The sequence below is a fragment of the Rhizobium sp. ZK1 genome, from assembly GCF_047782645.1.
Taxonomy (GTDB): Bacteria; Pseudomonadota; Alphaproteobacteria; order Rhizobiales; family Rhizobiaceae; genus Rhizobium.
Genome location: NZ_CP180586.1, coordinates 2,841,459 through 2,855,937, shown reverse-complemented (window position 1 = coordinate 2,855,937; position 14,479 = coordinate 2,841,459). Strand labels below are relative to the sequence as shown.

Here is a 14,479-nt window from a genome sequence, read left to right as displayed (position 1 = left end):
GTCACTGCCCCAGACGTTCAAGCAGGTCGGGCACGTGGACCTGGTCTGTCTTGTAGTTGCCGGTCAGCATGTACATCATGATGTTGACGCCGGCGCGGAAGGCGTATTCGCGCTGTGTATCATCCGGCGGCACGGTGGGCAGCAGCGGCGTGTCATTTTCATCAACGGCCCATGCGCCGGCAAAATCATTTGCGGTGATCAGGATCGGTGAGACGCCGTCTGCGGCAGCGGCCGGCTTGTTGCTGTTGTTCTGTCCGCCCTGCCGCGCTTCGATCCAGAGCGGGCTGCCAGTGTATCGGCCGGGAAAGCTCGACAGCAGATAGAAGGACTTGGTCAGCACGTGATCGTGTGGGACGGGCTCCAGCGGCGGAATATCCAGATTGGCAAGGATCTGCTGCAGGCGCTGGCCGTTGGCGGTCGTGTCGCTGCCGCCTTCGAACGAGTCGATCTGGTCGCGCGTGTCGAAAAGCACGGTGCCGCCGTTTCGCATGTAGGCGTCGATACGGCTGATGGCGGCGTTGGATGGCATCGGCGCGGTCGCGGAAATCGGCCAGTAGATGATCGGGTAGAAGGCAAGCTCGTCCTTATCCAGGTCGATGCCAACGGGCGGAGCCGGCTCCAGCGTGGTGCGGTAGGTCAAGAATTTCGTCAGCCCATCCAGCCCCTGGTCGGAAATATTGTCCACATCCTGCTCGCCGGTGACGACATAGGCGAGATGGGTATTGTCGAGCCGCTGCATGATGACATCGTCGCCCGGCTGGGTATCGTTGGCATGCATGATGTCTGGCCGCAGCATCAGGCCGGCCGCAAGCGCAATGGCGATCGTCGCGGCAGTGCGAGCGCGGGGACGCATACGGGAGAAGGCCCCGTTCATGAAGAGCACGATCAGGCTGTCGGCGAGCAGCAGCAGGAAGGCGATGAAGAAGAGCAGAGGCTTGGCCGACCAGCTTTCCCCGCCGACGAGGCCGGCGCGCACGATATTGACGCCATCCATGTCGAGCGGTTTCAGATCTGCATCGTCGGGCAGCACGTTCAGTGCCGCAAAACCATCCTCGGAGCCGTAGAGGCCGGGCGGGTTGTCGAAATTGGCAATGGGTACGGCTTTGGCATTCGGGAACAGCGGACGGGCATTGCCGGTCTCCGCGACCAGCGTGCCCTTGGCTGTCAGCATGCGGAACGGCGGCAAGGTCTCGGCAACACGCGCGCTGCCCGTCGATTCCGAGGTCACGCCGCCGGACCGTGAGATCTGGATGAGGTGTCGCAACATTTCAACAAAGGTACCCGAGATCGGCAGGTTCGACCAGGTTGCCTCGGCACTCACATGGAAGAGCACGATCTGACCGGCATTCATCTTGTTCATGGTCACGAGCGGCGTGCCGTCGGTTAGGCTTGCCCAGGTGCGCTCGGCAAGATCGGGCGTCGGCTCTGCCAGCACCTGGCGGTTGACGGTCACGTCGGTCGGTCGTGCTATGCCGGCAAAGGGGCTGAAGCTTGGGAAATCCGCGAGTGCCTGCGGTTCGCTCCAGGACAGGCTGCCGCCAAGCGCGCGTTCGCCCTGGCGCAGGGTGACCGGGATCAGCGGATCCTCGGCCGGTGCCGCAGCAAGGCGAGGGCCCGCAAAGCGCAGCAGCATGCCGCCATTCGATATCCAGCGCTGCAGCGGCGCGTAGGTATCCTCCGGCAGGCGGCCGATATCGGCCATGATGATGACGGAGGGATTGTTCGCAAGCAGCTTCGGAATGGCGACCGAAAGATTGGCGTCGGTCGGCCGCACCAGATCCGCATATGGCTCCAGCGCTCTCTGGATGTAATAGAGCGGCGACAGCAGCGGTTGGAATTCATCGCCGCTTTCGCCTGAGAGAAGCACGACCCGGCGACGCTTGAAGGCGTCGTCAAGCAGATGCATAGCGCCTGCGGTGGCGCCGGTGTTGATGCTGACACGGGCGAAATCGTTGCGCATCTCGAAGGGGGCCGAAATGCCGGCATTGACGGCAGTCTGGCCGGGCGCAAAATCGGCCCTGCCGGTGGCGATCACGCGACCCTGCGCGTCCTGTGCGTTGAGAGCGACGGAGGCCGCTCCGCCTGAGCTGAGGCGTGTCACCTTCACCGTCATCGCGTCGGCCGTATTGGTGGCGCCGGAGATTGCTACCGTCTGAGCCGTATCGCCTTCGATCACGCGCAGTTCGGCGGGCTGAAGGTCGGAGAGCTGACGGACGGTGGCGTCGTTATCGCTGCTTGCCGCACCGTCTGTGAGGAAGGCCAGCGTGCCGGGATGCGTGCCGTTCAGTGCGGCGCGCAGAGCCTCGAAAGCCCGCTGGCGATCCGGCACGAGCGGCTTCGGCTCGGCAGCGCGCAGTTTTTCGCGGGCGGCCGAGGCCGTGCCGGGTGTCGCGTCGTTAGTCGGGTCGGCAGTGAAAGCGATGGAGACGACAGCGCCCGCAGACTCGGCATCGCCGATCAGCGCGTCAGCTGTCTGGACGCGGCGCTCCCAGTCGGGTGCCGAAGCCCAGCTGTTGTCGACGAAGAGGACAAGCGGACCACCGGACGCGAGCGAGCCCGTGCGCGGATTGAAGACCGGATCGGCGATCGCGAAGATGATGGCGGCTGCGAGCAACATGCGCAGCAGCGTCAGCCACCAGGGGCTTTGCGCCGGCGTTTCCTCGCGTTTCAGCACAGTCGCCAGGATTTTCAGCGGCGGGAAGACTTCCGCCTGCGGGCGTGGCGGGGTCAGCCGCAGCAGCCACCAGATGACGGGAAGGGCAATCAGCGCGCCCAGGAGGGCGGGATAGGCGAAGGCAAAGGGGAGCGCGCTCAAAGCTGTCCTCCATGCGTTGCCTTTGCCGGCATGCCGGAAAGATACATATGGACGGCGACCAGCGCTTCGGACGCCAAGTGATCGGTGCGGTGGCTGACGAAGGTCCAGCCGAGGTGGCGCAGCGATTGCCCGAGATTTTCGCGTCGAGCCAGATAGGCGTTGCGATAGTCTTCGCGCAGGCTCTCGGCGCGGCCCGATGTCAGCCTTTCGCCGGTCTCCGGATCGGTGAACTCGGTGCGGCCGTTATAGGGGAAGATCTCCTCGGCCGGATCGGCGATCTCGACCGCATGGCCACGCAGGCCGCGGCGGGCGAGGGGCCCAAGACGGGCCATGATAGCCGGCGCGTCATCGAGGAAATCACCTATGAGGATGAGATCGCTCCAGCCGCGCACCATCACGGTTTCGGGCAGGCCGCCGGTCAACGGCGTGTGCATAAGGGCGGCTGCAAGCCTTTCGGCTGCATTGCGGGCGGAGATCGGTTCCATCACGCCGGGGCAGCCGATGCGTTCGCCGGAGCGGGCGAGGATTTCGGCGAGCGCCAGCATGATGACCAGCGCCCGGCTCTCCTTGGACACGCTGCCATAGGTCGACTTGTACATCATCGAGGGCGACATGTCGGCCCAGAGCCAGATCGTGTGAGCGGCTTCCCATTCGCGGTCGCGCACATAGGTGTGATCGTCACGGGCGGAGCGGCGCCAGTCGATGCGCGACAGGCTTTCGCCTTCGCTATAGGGGCGGAACTGCCAGAAATTCTCACCGATGCCGCGTTTGCGGCGGCCATGCCAGCCGGCAATCACGGTGTTGGCGATGCGCTTGGCTTCAACAAGGCAATCCGGCACGAGGGCAGCCCGCTGCCTTGCGCGGGAAAGGGCATCATTGCCTGACGTCGGGTTGACGATCTGTCCGATGGATGCCACGCGCTGTGCTTCCTTATCCCTTTGCCTGCTTGACCAGTCCGGCAATAACGTCGCGCACCGACATGCCCTCGGCACGGGCGGCGAAGGTCAGCGCCATGCGGTGCTCCAGAACAGGCTCGGCGAGTGCGTAGATATCGTCGAGCGAGGGCGCCAGGCGACCTTCGTAGAGTGCGCGGGCGCGGGCGCAGAGCATCATTGCCTGGCCGGCGCGCGGGCCGGGACCCCAGGCGACATGCTTGTCGGTGGACGCATTGCCCTGGCCCGGACGGGCGGAGCGAACCAGCGAAAGGATTGCGTCGACGACGGTGTCGCTGACCGGCATCTGGCGCACGAGCGTCTGGATTTCCGCGAGACGCGCGGCATTGATAACCGGTTCGGGCTTGGCTTCGGTCAGGCCCGTGGTTTCCAGCAGGATCTGGCGTTCGGCAGCAAGCTCGGGATAGTGGACGTCGACCTGCAGCAGGAAGCGGTCGAGCTGGGCTTCGGGAAGCGGATAGGTGCCTTCCTGTTCCAGCGGGTTCTGTGTCGCCAGAACGTGGAAGGGCGACGGCAGGTCATAACGCTGGCCGGCAATCGTGATATGATATTCCTGCATCGCCTGCAGCAGTGCCGACTGGGTTCGCGGGGAGGCGCGGTTGATTTCGTCGGCCATCAGAAGCTGGGCGAAGACCGGACCCTTGACGAAACGAAAGGATCGGCGGCCGCTCTCGTCCTGATCCATGACTTCGGAGCCAAGAATATCCGAGGGCATGAGGTCGGGTGTGAACTGGATGCGGTTGGCGGCAAGGCCGAGAACTTCGCCGAGCGTCGTCACGAGTCTCGTCTTGGCAAGGCCGGGAACACCGACGAGAAGCGCATGACCACCGGAGAGAACGGCGAGAAGCGTGTTTTCGACCACGCTTTCCTGACCGAAGATGACCTTGGAAACTTCCGTGCGAATGGCGGCGATATCGGAAAGCGCTCTTTCTGCGGCGGCGACAATCGCCTGTTCATCGAGGCTGGCTTCGGTCTTGATCATACCCATGGGCATCTCCAACGGCTGAAATCATTCGGCTGCGAATCGTCTGACTTTAATAGGCGTGCCTCATACCCGATACAGTTATGAAGATGTTGCGGGCTGACAAGTTTGTTTCAAATGACTATCTCGTGACTTTATTTTGTTAAAAGCAAACCGGGACGGAAGAATGGCAGCCGAGGAAATGAGGCATACGGCGGATGTAGCGGGGCTTGCCGCGCTGATTTCGCGCGCCTCCGAGGCGAAATCCGGCAAAAAGCGCGGTTTGCCGCCTGTCGAGAAATGGAATCCGCCCTTTTGCGGCGATATCGACATGGAAATCCGGGCGGATGGCACGTGGTTCTACATGGGCACGCCGATCGGCCGGCAGCCGCTGGTCCAGCTCTTTTCCACCGTTTTGAGGAAAGATGAAGACGGCAAGACCTACCTCGTAACTCCTGTGGAAAAGGTCGGCATCAGGGTCGTCGATGCGCCCTTTGTCGCCGTCGAGATGAACGCGAGCGAGAAGGACGGACAGAAGGTTCTGACCTTCCGCACCAATGTTGGCGACGTCATTGAGGCCGGCAAGGATCATCCTCTGCGTTTTCCAGAACATGGGCCAGGGCACGGGAAAGACAGTGAACTGAAGCCCTATCTGCATGTGCGGGGGCGGCTTGAAGCATTGGTTTCACGCGCTGTGATGTATGAATTGGTCGAGCTCGGCGAGGTGGCCGAGGTCGCTGGCCGGAACATGTTCGTCGTCCGCTCCGGCGGTGAGACTTTTCCGATCATGCCTGTCGACGAACTGGAAGCAGCCTCCCGATGAGCGAAGCGATCAGCAAGACCTATCCCCCGTTTTCGGCTGCCGAGTTCCGTCGCCGTGCGCTCAATCAGATCGGCGCACCCATCGATCATGCCTGGCGCGACCATGGCGATCATGTGCTCAATCCCGATATCGTTGCGCTGGTCGAGACCTTCAAGCTGCGCGACGCGGCGGTGCTGGTGCCCGTCGTCGATGATGGCGATGAGGCGAAGGTGATCTTCACCAAGCGGACGTCGACACTTCGCAAGCATTCCGGCCAGATCGCCTTTCCCGGTGGTTCGATCGATCCCGACGATGTCTCGCCCGAGATGGCGGCGATCCGCGAGACTGAAGAGGAGATCGGCCTTGGCGGCGGTTTCGTCGAAACGGTCGGGCGGCTGCCGAACTACCTGTCGTCCACCGGCTTCCGCATCACGCCCGTCCTTGGCGTTGTGCAGCGGGGTTTTTCGCTGCAGCCTAACCCCACCGAAGTGGACGATGTTTTCGAGGTGCCGCTTTCTTTTCTCATGAACCCGGCCAACCACACGCGAGACAAACGCGTGGTCGACGGCATCGACCGGCATTTCTACCGCATGCCCTATGAAACGCGGATGATCTGGGGCATCACCGCCGGCATCGTCCGCACGCTTTATGAAAGGCTCTATGCATGACCTCAGTCGCCGACCACGCCTGGTTTCAGGATCCGGCGCTCAGCCGTGTCTTTGCGTTGCTGAACGCCGATGGCGGGGAAGGGCGTGTTGTCGGTGGCGCGGTGCGCAACAGCCTGATGGGGCTTGCGGTCGCCGATATCGATATCGCCACCACGCTGCTGCCGGAAGCCGTCATGGAGCGGGCCGCTACAGCAAGCATCAAGGCGGTGCCGACCGGCATTGATCATGGAACGGTGACGCTCGTCATCGATGGCCGCCCCTTCGAAGTGACGACATTGCGTACCGATGTCGAAACGGATGGCCGTCGCGCCAAGGTGGCCTTCAGTGCAGACTGGCAGTCGGATGCGGAACGGCGCGACCTTACCATCAATGCGCTTTACGCAAATGCTGCGGGCGAGGTGATCGATCTCGTCGGCGGGCTCGTTGATATCGAGAAGCGCAATATCCGCTTCATCGGCAATGCAGCGACGCGGATCGCCGAGGATTATCTGCGCATCCTGCGCTTCTTCCGTTTCTTCGCCTGGTACGGATCCGGACGGCCCGATGCGGAAGGGCTGAGGGCGTCATCCGCCGCGCGTTCGAAGCTGAAAACGCTGTCGCCCGAACGGGTCTGGTCGGAGCTCAAAAAGCTCCTGTCGGCGGAAGATCCAGGCCGGGCGCTCCTCTGGATGCGGCAGGTTGCGGTTCTCTCGGAAATCCTGCCGGAAACGGAAAAATGGGGCATCGATGCTATTCCGGCGCTCGTTTCGACCGAGCGCGCGCTCGGCTGGGCACCTGATCCCTTGCTTCGGCTTGCCTCCATTATTCCACCCGATCCGGCGCGGCTGGAGGAACTGGCCGCACGCCTGAAATTTTCGAATGCAGAGGCCGCCTATTTCAGAGCCTGGGCAAAAGCCGCTCCAGTCAATGATGAGATTTCCGCTGCCGCCTTCGAGAAGCTGCTCTACAGAAAGGGCGTGGACGGCATCATCGTGCGGCTGAAACTGGCTCTCGGCGTTGCCCGCGGCAAAGCAGAGAATGGTAGTTTTGATGAAATGAGCCGTTCGGCGCGGCTTTCGAAGCTTCTGGATCATGCACGCATCTGGAAGAAGCCGCAGTTTCCGCTGAATGGCGCAGATGTTATGGCCACAGGTATGCAGGCCGGCCCGAAGGTCGGTGAAATCCTGTCGACCTTGGAAAACCAGTGGGTGGAAGAGAATTTCGTTTTAGACCGGGCGGCATTGCTCGCCCGGCTCTCGGAGATTGCCGGTTGAGGTCAGGCCGCGTTCGCTTCGTCGCGGATGCGGGCCTTGATATTGTCCACCATATTTTCGCGAATGATCGTTTCGCCGTGGGCGGTTCTCATATGTTCGACGGTGCGGCGAACGACTTCAGCATCATTGTCGGCCCTTGTGTGCCAATCGCATCCGGGAACGAGCGTACCGCATTCGAAAAGTCGCATGGTCTTCTCCTGTCTCTGAAATACAGAACCATCGCGCTTTCGCGCGACTGAGGAATGTGCGGCAATGGAGAAGGTTCCGGTGGAGGAAGCTCCGGCCGACCTGGATGTCGGCCGAAAGGCTCTGTTTATGGATGGGGCATTGCCCAGGCCATGTAGGTGTCCGAAAGGTGGGCGGGCATGTTGCTGTTGGCAGCACCCGTTGCCTGCTCTTGAAGCTCTTCCGGAGTCTTGCCGCCTGCGAGCTGCAATTTCACCTGCTCGACAAAGCAGGAGAGCGGCAGGTCCGAGCCGCTTTTTGCTCTCAAGTTTTCGGCGATGCGCGTTAGAAACTCGGGCGCGTCGATGGCGCGAGACGTTTCCTGAATACCTGCAGAAGCAGGCAAACCGCTTTGTATCGTCATGACAATCCTCCTCCGATTGTAACGCACAAGACTCATTTAGGACGCACTCAGCTCTGATGAAGGCCTTTCAACAGGATTTTACCGGAATAGTATTTCAATTTTATCAGCACGCTTCTCGCAGCCTATGGCCAGCGTACGACAGGCGGCAGGGATGAGAGAATGGATTCGACATTGCCGCCGGTTTTCAGGCCGAAGATCGTCCCCCGGTCGTAGAGCAGATTAAACTCGACATAGCGGCCACGGCGAATCAATTGTTCGTCACGGTCGGCCTCCGTCCACTCCTTGTTAAAGTTTGAGCGGACGATCTTGGGATAGACCATGGAGAAGGCCCGGCCGACATCCCGCGTGAAGGCGAAATCGGCATTCCAGCCGCCGGCCTCCTCGCTGGAATGCAGCCAGTCGTAGAAGATGCCGCCGACGCCACGTGCTTCGTTGCGATGTCTGAGGAAGAAATAGTCGTCGCACCATTTCTTGTAGGCATCGTAATCGGCGACCGCGTGGTTGCGGCAGGTGATTTCCATGGCCTTGTGGAAGAGTTGTGTGTCTTCATCTTCCTGTGTTCGGCGGCGTCCGAGCACCGGCGTCAGATCGGCACCACCACCGAACCATCGGCTGGTAGTGACGACCATGCGGGTGTTCATGTGAACGGCCGGCACGTTGGGATTGACGGGATGGGCGATCAGCGAAATGCCCGACGCCCAGAAGCGTGGATCCTCGCTGGCACCTGGGATCTGGGCGCGGAAGTCGGGCGCGAATTCGCCGAAGACCGTGGAGGTGTGGACTCCGACCTTCTCGAAGACGCGGCCTTCCATCATCGACATGCGGCCACCGCCGCCCGCACCATTTTCACGCGACCAGTCCTTGGCGACGAAGCGGCCGGGCTCCTGATCGGAGAGAGGGCCTTCGAGCTCATCCTCCAGCGCTTCGAAGGATGCGCAGATCGTGTCCCGCAGCCCCTCGAACCATGTTCGGGCGGCGGTCTTCTTGTCCTCGATGTCTTCGGGCAGGCCGATCGGCAGTTCCGGTCTTTCCATGCGATTCGCTCTTTCCTGATCTCAACAGTGGTTTAGCAGGTGAGGCAGAGGCCTGCCAGCAGCGGGACGCACCTGCAAGAGCTTACAAGATTCGACTCGCAAAGGCTGAACTTCGATACTACGTTCCGTACAGAGGTAGGTTTCATGGCGAAAATTCCGGGGCCTCCGCCCTTCGAAGGCTTGAAGCGCAGGATCGCAAAGCATCGGGCAGAAGCGTCCGCCCGGCAAAAAGATCATTTTGTCCGCGAGACATACAGGATGGGGCTTATCGAAGCACGCGCCAAGGCGCGCGAATGGTTCGACGAATATCCCAAGGCCGCCTACTGGACCGAAGTGGAGAGCTGGCGCCAGCTCGAGGGCGACCAGATCGAATTCACCATGCGCCGCCTGCCTTCCGCCGACTGAACCTATTCTGCCGCATCACGCAGGCGGCTTTCGATCAGAAGGCCGCTTTCATCGAGGATCGGATGTGCCACAGACACGATGTGAGCGTTGATGCGCTTCAGGTCGCGCAGCATATCGAGATGGAGCGAACTCGTCTGCAGGCTGTCGGCACGCCCATCGCGCAAGCGCTCCAGATGCCGCTCGGCCGATTGTTTCTCCATCCGGCGCACCTCGACCTTCACTTCCATCATCTGTCGGGCGAGGTTGAAATCGCGGGTAACGAAGATCGTCTGAGCAACGCGCAGATTGTCGATCGTCAGATCGAATAGCTTGCGCAATTCCCTGTAGCCGTCTTCGGAGAATTTCAGGCCGAGCGAAACCTTCTTGCCGACCTGCTCCAGCAAGCCTTTCTCGATGATGTCGCCCATGTGCTCGAGGTTGATCGCGTAGTCGATAATAACGATCGAGCGGCGGGCGTTCTCGTCGCTCAGGCCGCCACGTCCGAGTCTGGACAGGTAGACTTTCACTTCCTGCTGCAGCAGGTCGACGCGTTTTTCGAGCGCCGGGATCTCGGCGAGCTTGGACATGTCGTTACGTTCGAAGGCTTCGGAGGCGCGCAGCAGCATGCGTTCGATGAGATCGCCGACGCTGAGCACCTCGCGGGTCGCGCTGGCAAGCGCCACGACGGGCGTCGACAATTCCTGCATGTCGAGGAATTTTGGTCCCTGATCCGGCTGCGCATCATCGGGCACGAGGCGGGCGGTGAAGGTGGAGAGCATCCGCGAGAAAGGCCATGCGAGGCCAGCGAGCAGGATGTTGAAAATCAGATGCGCATCGACCGGCAGCTTGGCGGGGCCGAAAGGCAGCATTTGCAGGAGTGGCGCGGCGTAACCGGCAAGCGGCAGCGCAAGCAGGCAGCCCATGGTCCGCACGATGAGGTTGCCGAGTGTGACGCGTTTGGCTGAGGCAGGGCCGGAGAGTGTGGCGACGACAGGAGGGATCGCGCCGCCGAGGTTGGCGCCGAGGACGAGAACGATGATGAGTTCCGGCGATACGATGCCTGTTGTGGCAAGCGACAGGATCAGGACGACGACCGCAAGACTCGACGAGGATATGAAGGCCAGTGCTGCAGACAATACGAGCGCAACGGGCCAGGCGTCGCCGAGCAGGCCGATGAAGGCCGCCAGCGCCGGCGAGTTGCGCATCGGCTCCGTCGCGCTGCCGAGCAGATGCAGCGAGAGGAGCATGAGGCCAATGCCGATCAGTGCCGCGCCGCCGCCGTGACGGGCGCTGGAGCCTCCGCGATAGAGCACGATGCCGGCAAGGATGAGAAGGGGCGAAAGCCATTCGATGCCGGTCGCGACGATCCAGGCGGTCACGGCCGTGCCGACATTGGCGCCAAGCAGCACGATCTGGGCCATGCGCGGCTTGATGAGATCGCGCTCCACGAAAGAAGCCGTCATCAGCGCCGTCGCAGTCGAACTTTGCAGGGCGATCGTTGCCAGGAAACCCGACAGGATCGATCGTGGACCGGTTGCGGTGCCGGTCGCCAGCCCAGTCCTCAAGCGTGCTCCGAAAGCGCGCGTGACGCCGTCCTTGACCTGCGCCAAGCCGAAGAGCAGCAGCGCAATCGCGCCGAACAGATTGATCATGACAACAGTGGATTCCATGGCCTTGGTCTTTTTCTTCTTCTTGAGAAAGCTTGCCCGATTCTACCCGTGCGTAGACGAGTAAATCATTGGAATCTCACTGCTTGTGCAGATTTATTGATTGCCTGGCTAATTAATATAGGCGCTTTTGCGTCGATTCAAAGTATTGTTTGCGACATGCAGGCCGCCAAGGATCGGCATGCTTGCTGATTCAGGACCAGATAGTCTGGCGCATCGCTTCGCCAACGATCATCGCGGCGGAGACGGCAAGGTTGATCGAACGTTGACCATCCACCATCGGGATCAGGATGCGCCCGTTGGTGCGTTCATGTACGTGATCGGGAGCGCCGGCGCTTTCTCGGCCGAAGATCAAGATATCGTCGGGACGGAAGGCGAAATCTGTATAGCGCTGCGATGCCTTCGTGGTGGCGAGGATCAGGCGGCGGCCGGTGACTGCGCGCCATTCCTCGAAGCGTTCCCAATTGACATGTCGGGTAAGTGCAGCGGTGGCCAGATAGTCCATGCCGGCACGTTTCAGGTTTCGATCGGAAATATCGAATCCGGCGGGCTCGATGATATCGACCGCAAAGCCCAGGCAGGCGGCAAGCCGCAGGATTGTTCCGGTATTGCCGGGAATATCGGGTTGATAGAGCGCCAGTCTGAGGTCTGCCATGAGAAGTTGTCCGTTGCGGTAATACGATATTGGCCTATCCGAACTGTGATTTTGAGGCAACAAGACGCTTTTTGACTATTCTGTAGTCACTTTCCGCTGTGATGGGGCTGGAAATTCAGGCAATTTCGCGTTATCGGTGCATATCTTCAATCGCCAACAGGGAGCGCCGACATGGATATATTTGTGCTGATGCGCCTCCCGCCCGTGATGCCACGCTTGGCGATCTGGCGCGTGTAAGGCGCTTTTTCTTTCCCAATTGCCCATCTGAATAATTGCGCGGCCTTCATGGCCTCGCCCCTTGAGCCTCCGGTTCCCATATGTGCTTGCATGCGCCCATGCAGGTGCGAAGCCGGGGCCGGAACGCGGAAGTCCGGAGCGATTTTAATGTTTGACTGGTTCGAACGGCGACTTAATCCCTTTCCGAGCGAGGAGCCGGTTGCTCCCCCAAAGGGTCTTTTTGCCTTCTGCTGGCACTATACGAAGCCGGCGGCGGGATGGCTCGCGCTCATGGCCTTTCTCACGGCTCTGATCGCGGTTGGTGAAGTGGCGCTTTTCCAGTTTCTCGGCGATATCGTCGATTGGCTGACAAATGCCGACCGCGCGACCTTCCTGCAGAACGAAGGTCACAAGCTCATCTGGATGGGTGCTCTTGTGCTGATCGGCCTGCCGCTCGTTGCCGGCCTCGATTCGCTGATCATGCACCAGATGATGCTCGGCAATTATCCGATGATCGCGCGCTGGCAGATGCACCGTTTCCTGTTGCGCCACAGCATGACATTCTTTGCCAACGAGTTTGCCGGACGTGTTGCGACCAAGGTCATGCAGACGTCGCTTGCCGTGCGCGAAACGGTCATGAAGATCCTCGACGTCTTCGTCTATGTCGTGACCTATTTCCTGTCGATGATCGTCATCATCGCCGCTGCCGACTGGCGGTTGATGCTGCCGGTCCTCGCCTGGCTCGGCATCTACATCGGTATCGTTAGCTATTTCGTGCCGCGGCTTCGCAAGATCGCGTCGCAGCAGGCGGACGCGCGCTCGCTGATGACAGGCCGCGTGGTGGACAGCTACACGAACATCGCCACTGTGAAGCTGTTTTCCCATGCGGGCAGGGAAGAGGTCTATGCAAGGGAAAGCATGGATGGGTTCCTGGATACGGTGCATAGGCAGATGCGCAAGGTGACGCTCTTCCATATGAGCGTATATCTGAACAACTGCGTCTCCCTCTTCGTTATCTCCAGTCTGTCCATCTATCTGTGGCTGAACGGCACGATCTCGGTTGGCGCGATCTCCATCGCCATCGGCCTTGCGATGCGCGTCAACGGCATGTCGCAGTGGATCATGTGGGAAGTCTCGGCGCTCTTCGAAAACATCGGCACCGTCTATGACGGCATGGAGATGATGGCGAAGCAGCATGATATCGTCGACAAGCCAGGTGCGCCGCAGCTGACGGCAAAGAAGGGTGCGATTCATTATGAACGCATCGGTTTCCATTACGGCAAGGGCAAGGGCGTTATCGACAACCTGTCGCTCGATATCAGGGCCGGCGAGAAGGTCGGTCTCGTCGGACGCTCCGGCGCAGGCAAGACGACGCTGATGAACCTGCTGTTGCGCTTCTACGATCTGGAGTCGGGACGCATCACCATCGACGGCCAGGATATCTCCGAGGTGTCGCAGGACAGCCTGCGCTCGCTGATCGGCGTGGTGACGCAGGATACGTCGCTGCTGCACCGCTCGATCCGCGACAACATCGCCTATGGGCGCCCGGATGCGACTGATGAGGACGTGATCGAGGCGGCAAGGCGGGCCAATGCCTGGGAGTTCGTCGAAGGGCTTGTCGATATGCAGGGCCGTAAAGGGCTGGACGCGCAGGTCGGCGAGCGCGGCGTCAAACTATCCGGCGGCCAGCGCCAGCGCATCGCGATCGCCCGCGTCTTCCTGAAGGACGCGCCGATCCTGGTGCTCGACGAGGCGACCTCGGCGCTCGATTCCGAAGTGGAAGCGGCGATCCAGGAGAACCTCTTCGCGCTGATGGAAGGCAAGACGGTCATCGCGATCGCCCACCGCCTGTCGACGCTGACCGAGATGGATCGGCTTATCGTGCTTGACAAGGGCCGGATCATCGAAAGCGGCACGCATGGCGAACTGGTGAGCCATGGCGGCATCTATGCCGACCTGTGGAACCGCCAGTCCGGTGGCTTCCTTGCCGATCACGAGGAAGAGGCTGAAGTCGCAGCCCAATAACAAAACAGCCCTCCCTGTGTTAGTGGGGAGGGCTTTTCCTTTTTGAAGCTGAAAATAGGCGGCGCCCTTTTAGAGTGTGCGGACCCGATCGGCGCAGAGGCTGTCGGCCCAGTCGATGACGCGATGATGCTCCACGACAATGATCGAGTTCGAGGCAAGCGACTGCAGCGTGAAAATCCGCTGACGTTCCTCGCGCTCGATCCAGTTTGCTATGGCTTCCGTTACGATGCTGTCGCGTGGCACATCCAGCGCATCCGCCAGGGCGTCGAGCTTTTCCGCAAGGGGGAGCGGAAGATGCGCATTGAGCGTTTTCGTTTCCATATCTGCGGTCTCCGGTAAGACGCGATCATGGCATGAGATTGTGGCTGCTTCCACCCGTATCAACGGAGGTGACGCGGATATTACCGATCATTACGAAAATATAAGGCTGTGTCCGCCCTATTCTCTTTGCCGCAAT

14 protein-coding genes are annotated in these 14,479 nt (G+C 60.9%); 5 read left to right on the top strand and 9 right to left on the bottom strand.

The window, feature by feature from the left end:
- Nucleotide 1: 1 nt before the first annotated feature.
- From ACK9YZ_RS14745 to ACK9YZ_RS14735, 3 genes are read right to left on the bottom strand one after another with little or no spacing between them, the layout of a single operon-like run.
- Nucleotides 2-2,815: a DUF4159 domain-containing protein gene (locus ACK9YZ_RS14745; protein ID WP_416064308.1), complete on the bottom strand. Its 2,814-nt coding sequence runs from the start codon at nucleotides 2,813-2,815 to the stop codon at nucleotides 2-4.
- Nucleotides 2,812-3,732: a DUF58 domain-containing protein gene (locus ACK9YZ_RS14740; protein WP_416064307.1), complete on the bottom strand. Its 921-nt coding sequence runs from the start codon at nucleotides 3,730-3,732 to the stop codon at nucleotides 2,812-2,814. The genes ACK9YZ_RS14745 and ACK9YZ_RS14740 overlap by 4 nt, the downstream gene beginning before the upstream one ends.
- Nucleotides 3,733-3,745: 13 nt before the next feature.
- A complete protein-coding gene (locus ACK9YZ_RS14735; protein ID WP_216755388.1) occupies nucleotides 3,746-4,756 on the bottom strand; it encodes an AAA family ATPase in 1,011 nt (336 codons plus the stop codon).
- A gap of 160 nt (nucleotides 4,757-4,916) precedes the next feature.
- Between ACK9YZ_RS14735 and ACK9YZ_RS14730 the strand changes: the two genes are divergently transcribed.
- The 3 genes from ACK9YZ_RS14730 to ACK9YZ_RS14720 are packed head-to-tail and all read left to right on the top strand — an operon-like array spanning nucleotide 4,917 to nucleotide 7,452.
- A complete protein-coding gene (locus ACK9YZ_RS14730; RefSeq protein WP_416064306.1) occupies nucleotides 4,917-5,552 on the top strand; it encodes a DUF1285 domain-containing protein in 636 nt (211 codons plus the stop codon).
- The gene (locus ACK9YZ_RS14725; RefSeq protein WP_216755386.1) at nucleotides 5,549-6,199 is read left to right on the top strand and encodes a CoA pyrophosphatase; all 651 of its coding nucleotides are present in this window, start codon (nucleotides 5,549-5,551) and stop codon (nucleotides 6,197-6,199) included. Before ACK9YZ_RS14730 ends, ACK9YZ_RS14725 begins: the two co-directional genes overlap by 4 nt.
- The gene (locus ACK9YZ_RS14720; protein ID WP_216755385.1) at nucleotides 6,196-7,452 is read left to right on the top strand and encodes a CCA tRNA nucleotidyltransferase; all 1,257 of its coding nucleotides are present in this window, start codon (nucleotides 6,196-6,198) and stop codon (nucleotides 7,450-7,452) included. Before ACK9YZ_RS14725 ends, ACK9YZ_RS14720 begins: the two co-directional genes overlap by 4 nt.
- A 2-nt stretch (nucleotides 7,453-7,454) precedes the next feature.
- Here the strand turns inward: ACK9YZ_RS14720 and ACK9YZ_RS14715 are convergent, their stop codons facing one another.
- The 3 genes from ACK9YZ_RS14715 to hemF form a co-directional block, all read right to left on the bottom strand.
- A complete protein-coding gene (locus ACK9YZ_RS14715; protein ID WP_216755384.1) occupies nucleotides 7,455-7,640 on the bottom strand; it encodes a DUF1059 domain-containing protein in 186 nt (61 codons plus the stop codon).
- A 125-nt stretch (nucleotides 7,641-7,765) separates the two neighbouring features.
- A complete protein-coding gene (locus ACK9YZ_RS14710; RefSeq protein ID WP_416064305.1) occupies nucleotides 7,766-8,041 on the bottom strand; it encodes a hypothetical protein in 276 nt (91 codons plus the stop codon).
- 122 nt (nucleotides 8,042-8,163) lie between these two features.
- Nucleotides 8,164-9,075: an oxygen-dependent coproporphyrinogen oxidase gene (gene hemF, locus ACK9YZ_RS14705; RefSeq protein ID WP_216755382.1), complete on the bottom strand. Its 912-nt coding sequence runs from the start codon at nucleotides 9,073-9,075 to the stop codon at nucleotides 8,164-8,166.
- A 144-nt stretch (nucleotides 9,076-9,219) separates the two neighbouring features.
- Here hemF and ACK9YZ_RS14700 point away from each other — a divergent pair, with 144 nt between their 5' ends.
- Nucleotides 9,220-9,480 (top strand): hypothetical protein, encoded by a 261-nt coding sequence (locus ACK9YZ_RS14700; protein WP_216755381.1) that lies wholly within the window; start codon nucleotides 9,220-9,222, stop codon nucleotides 9,478-9,480.
- A gap of 2 nt (nucleotides 9,481-9,482) precedes the next feature.
- Here ACK9YZ_RS14700 and ACK9YZ_RS14695 read toward each other — a convergent pair whose 3' ends face one another.
- Entirely contained in the window at nucleotides 9,483-11,129 is a 1,647-nt protein-coding gene (locus ACK9YZ_RS14695; protein WP_416064304.1) for a Na/Pi cotransporter family protein, read from the bottom strand.
- A 190-nt stretch (nucleotides 11,130-11,319) separates the two neighbouring features.
- Nucleotides 11,320-11,781 carry a tRNA (cytidine(34)-2'-O)-methyltransferase gene (locus ACK9YZ_RS14690; RefSeq protein WP_183731622.1) on the bottom strand — a complete coding sequence of 154 codons (462 nt, stop codon included), beginning with the start codon at nucleotides 11,779-11,781 and terminating at the stop codon, nucleotides 11,320-11,322.
- Nucleotides 11,782-12,165: 384 nt separating this feature from the next.
- Here ACK9YZ_RS14690 and ACK9YZ_RS14685 point away from each other — a divergent pair, with 384 nt between their 5' ends.
- Nucleotides 12,166-14,022 (top strand): ABC transporter ATP-binding protein, encoded by a 1,857-nt coding sequence (locus ACK9YZ_RS14685; RefSeq protein WP_216755378.1) that lies wholly within the window; start codon nucleotides 12,166-12,168, stop codon nucleotides 14,020-14,022.
- A gap of 69 nt (nucleotides 14,023-14,091) precedes the next feature.
- Here the strand turns inward: ACK9YZ_RS14685 and ACK9YZ_RS14680 are convergent, their stop codons facing one another.
- Complete coding sequence (locus ACK9YZ_RS14680; protein WP_183731616.1) at nucleotides 14,092-14,343, bottom strand: CopG family ribbon-helix-helix protein; 252 nt, start codon at nucleotides 14,341-14,343, stop codon at nucleotides 14,092-14,094.
- Nucleotides 14,344-14,479: the final 136 nt, after the last annotated feature.

Coding starts and splice junctions, on each gene's coding strand:
- ACK9YZ_RS14735 (WP_216755388.1), bottom strand. CDS start 4,756: ATGGGTATGATCAAGACCGAAGCCAGCCTCGATGAACAGGCGATTGTC.
- ACK9YZ_RS14730 (WP_416064306.1), top strand. CDS start 4,917: ATGGCAGCCGAGGAAATGAGGCATACGGCGGATGTAGCGGGGCTTGCC.
- ACK9YZ_RS14725 (WP_216755386.1), top strand. CDS start 5,549: ATGAGCGAAGCGATCAGCAAGACCTATCCCCCGTTTTCGGCTGCCGAG.
- ACK9YZ_RS14720 (WP_216755385.1), top strand. CDS start 6,196: ATGACCTCAGTCGCCGACCACGCCTGGTTTCAGGATCCGGCGCTCAGC.
- ACK9YZ_RS14715 (WP_216755384.1), bottom strand. CDS start 7,640: ATGCGACTTTTCGAATGCGGTACGCTCGTTCCCGGATGCGATTGGCAC.
- ACK9YZ_RS14710 (WP_416064305.1), bottom strand. CDS start 8,041: ATGACGATACAAAGCGGTTTGCCTGCTTCTGCAGGTATTCAGGAAACG.
- hemF (WP_216755382.1), bottom strand. CDS start 9,075: ATGGAAAGACCGGAACTGCCGATCGGCCTGCCCGAAGACATCGAGGAC.
- ACK9YZ_RS14700 (WP_216755381.1), top strand. CDS start 9,220: ATGGCGAAAATTCCGGGGCCTCCGCCCTTCGAAGGCTTGAAGCGCAGG.
- ACK9YZ_RS14695 (WP_416064304.1), bottom strand. CDS start 11,129: ATGGAATCCACTGTTGTCATGATCAATCTGTTCGGCGCGATTGCGCTG.
- ACK9YZ_RS14690 (WP_183731622.1), bottom strand. CDS start 11,781: ATGGCAGACCTCAGACTGGCGCTCTATCAACCCGATATTCCCGGCAAT.
- ACK9YZ_RS14685 (WP_216755378.1), top strand. CDS start 12,166: ATGTTTGACTGGTTCGAACGGCGACTTAATCCCTTTCCGAGCGAGGAG.
- ACK9YZ_RS14680 (WP_183731616.1), bottom strand. CDS start 14,343: ATGGAAACGAAAACGCTCAATGCGCATCTTCCGCTCCCCCTTGCGGAA.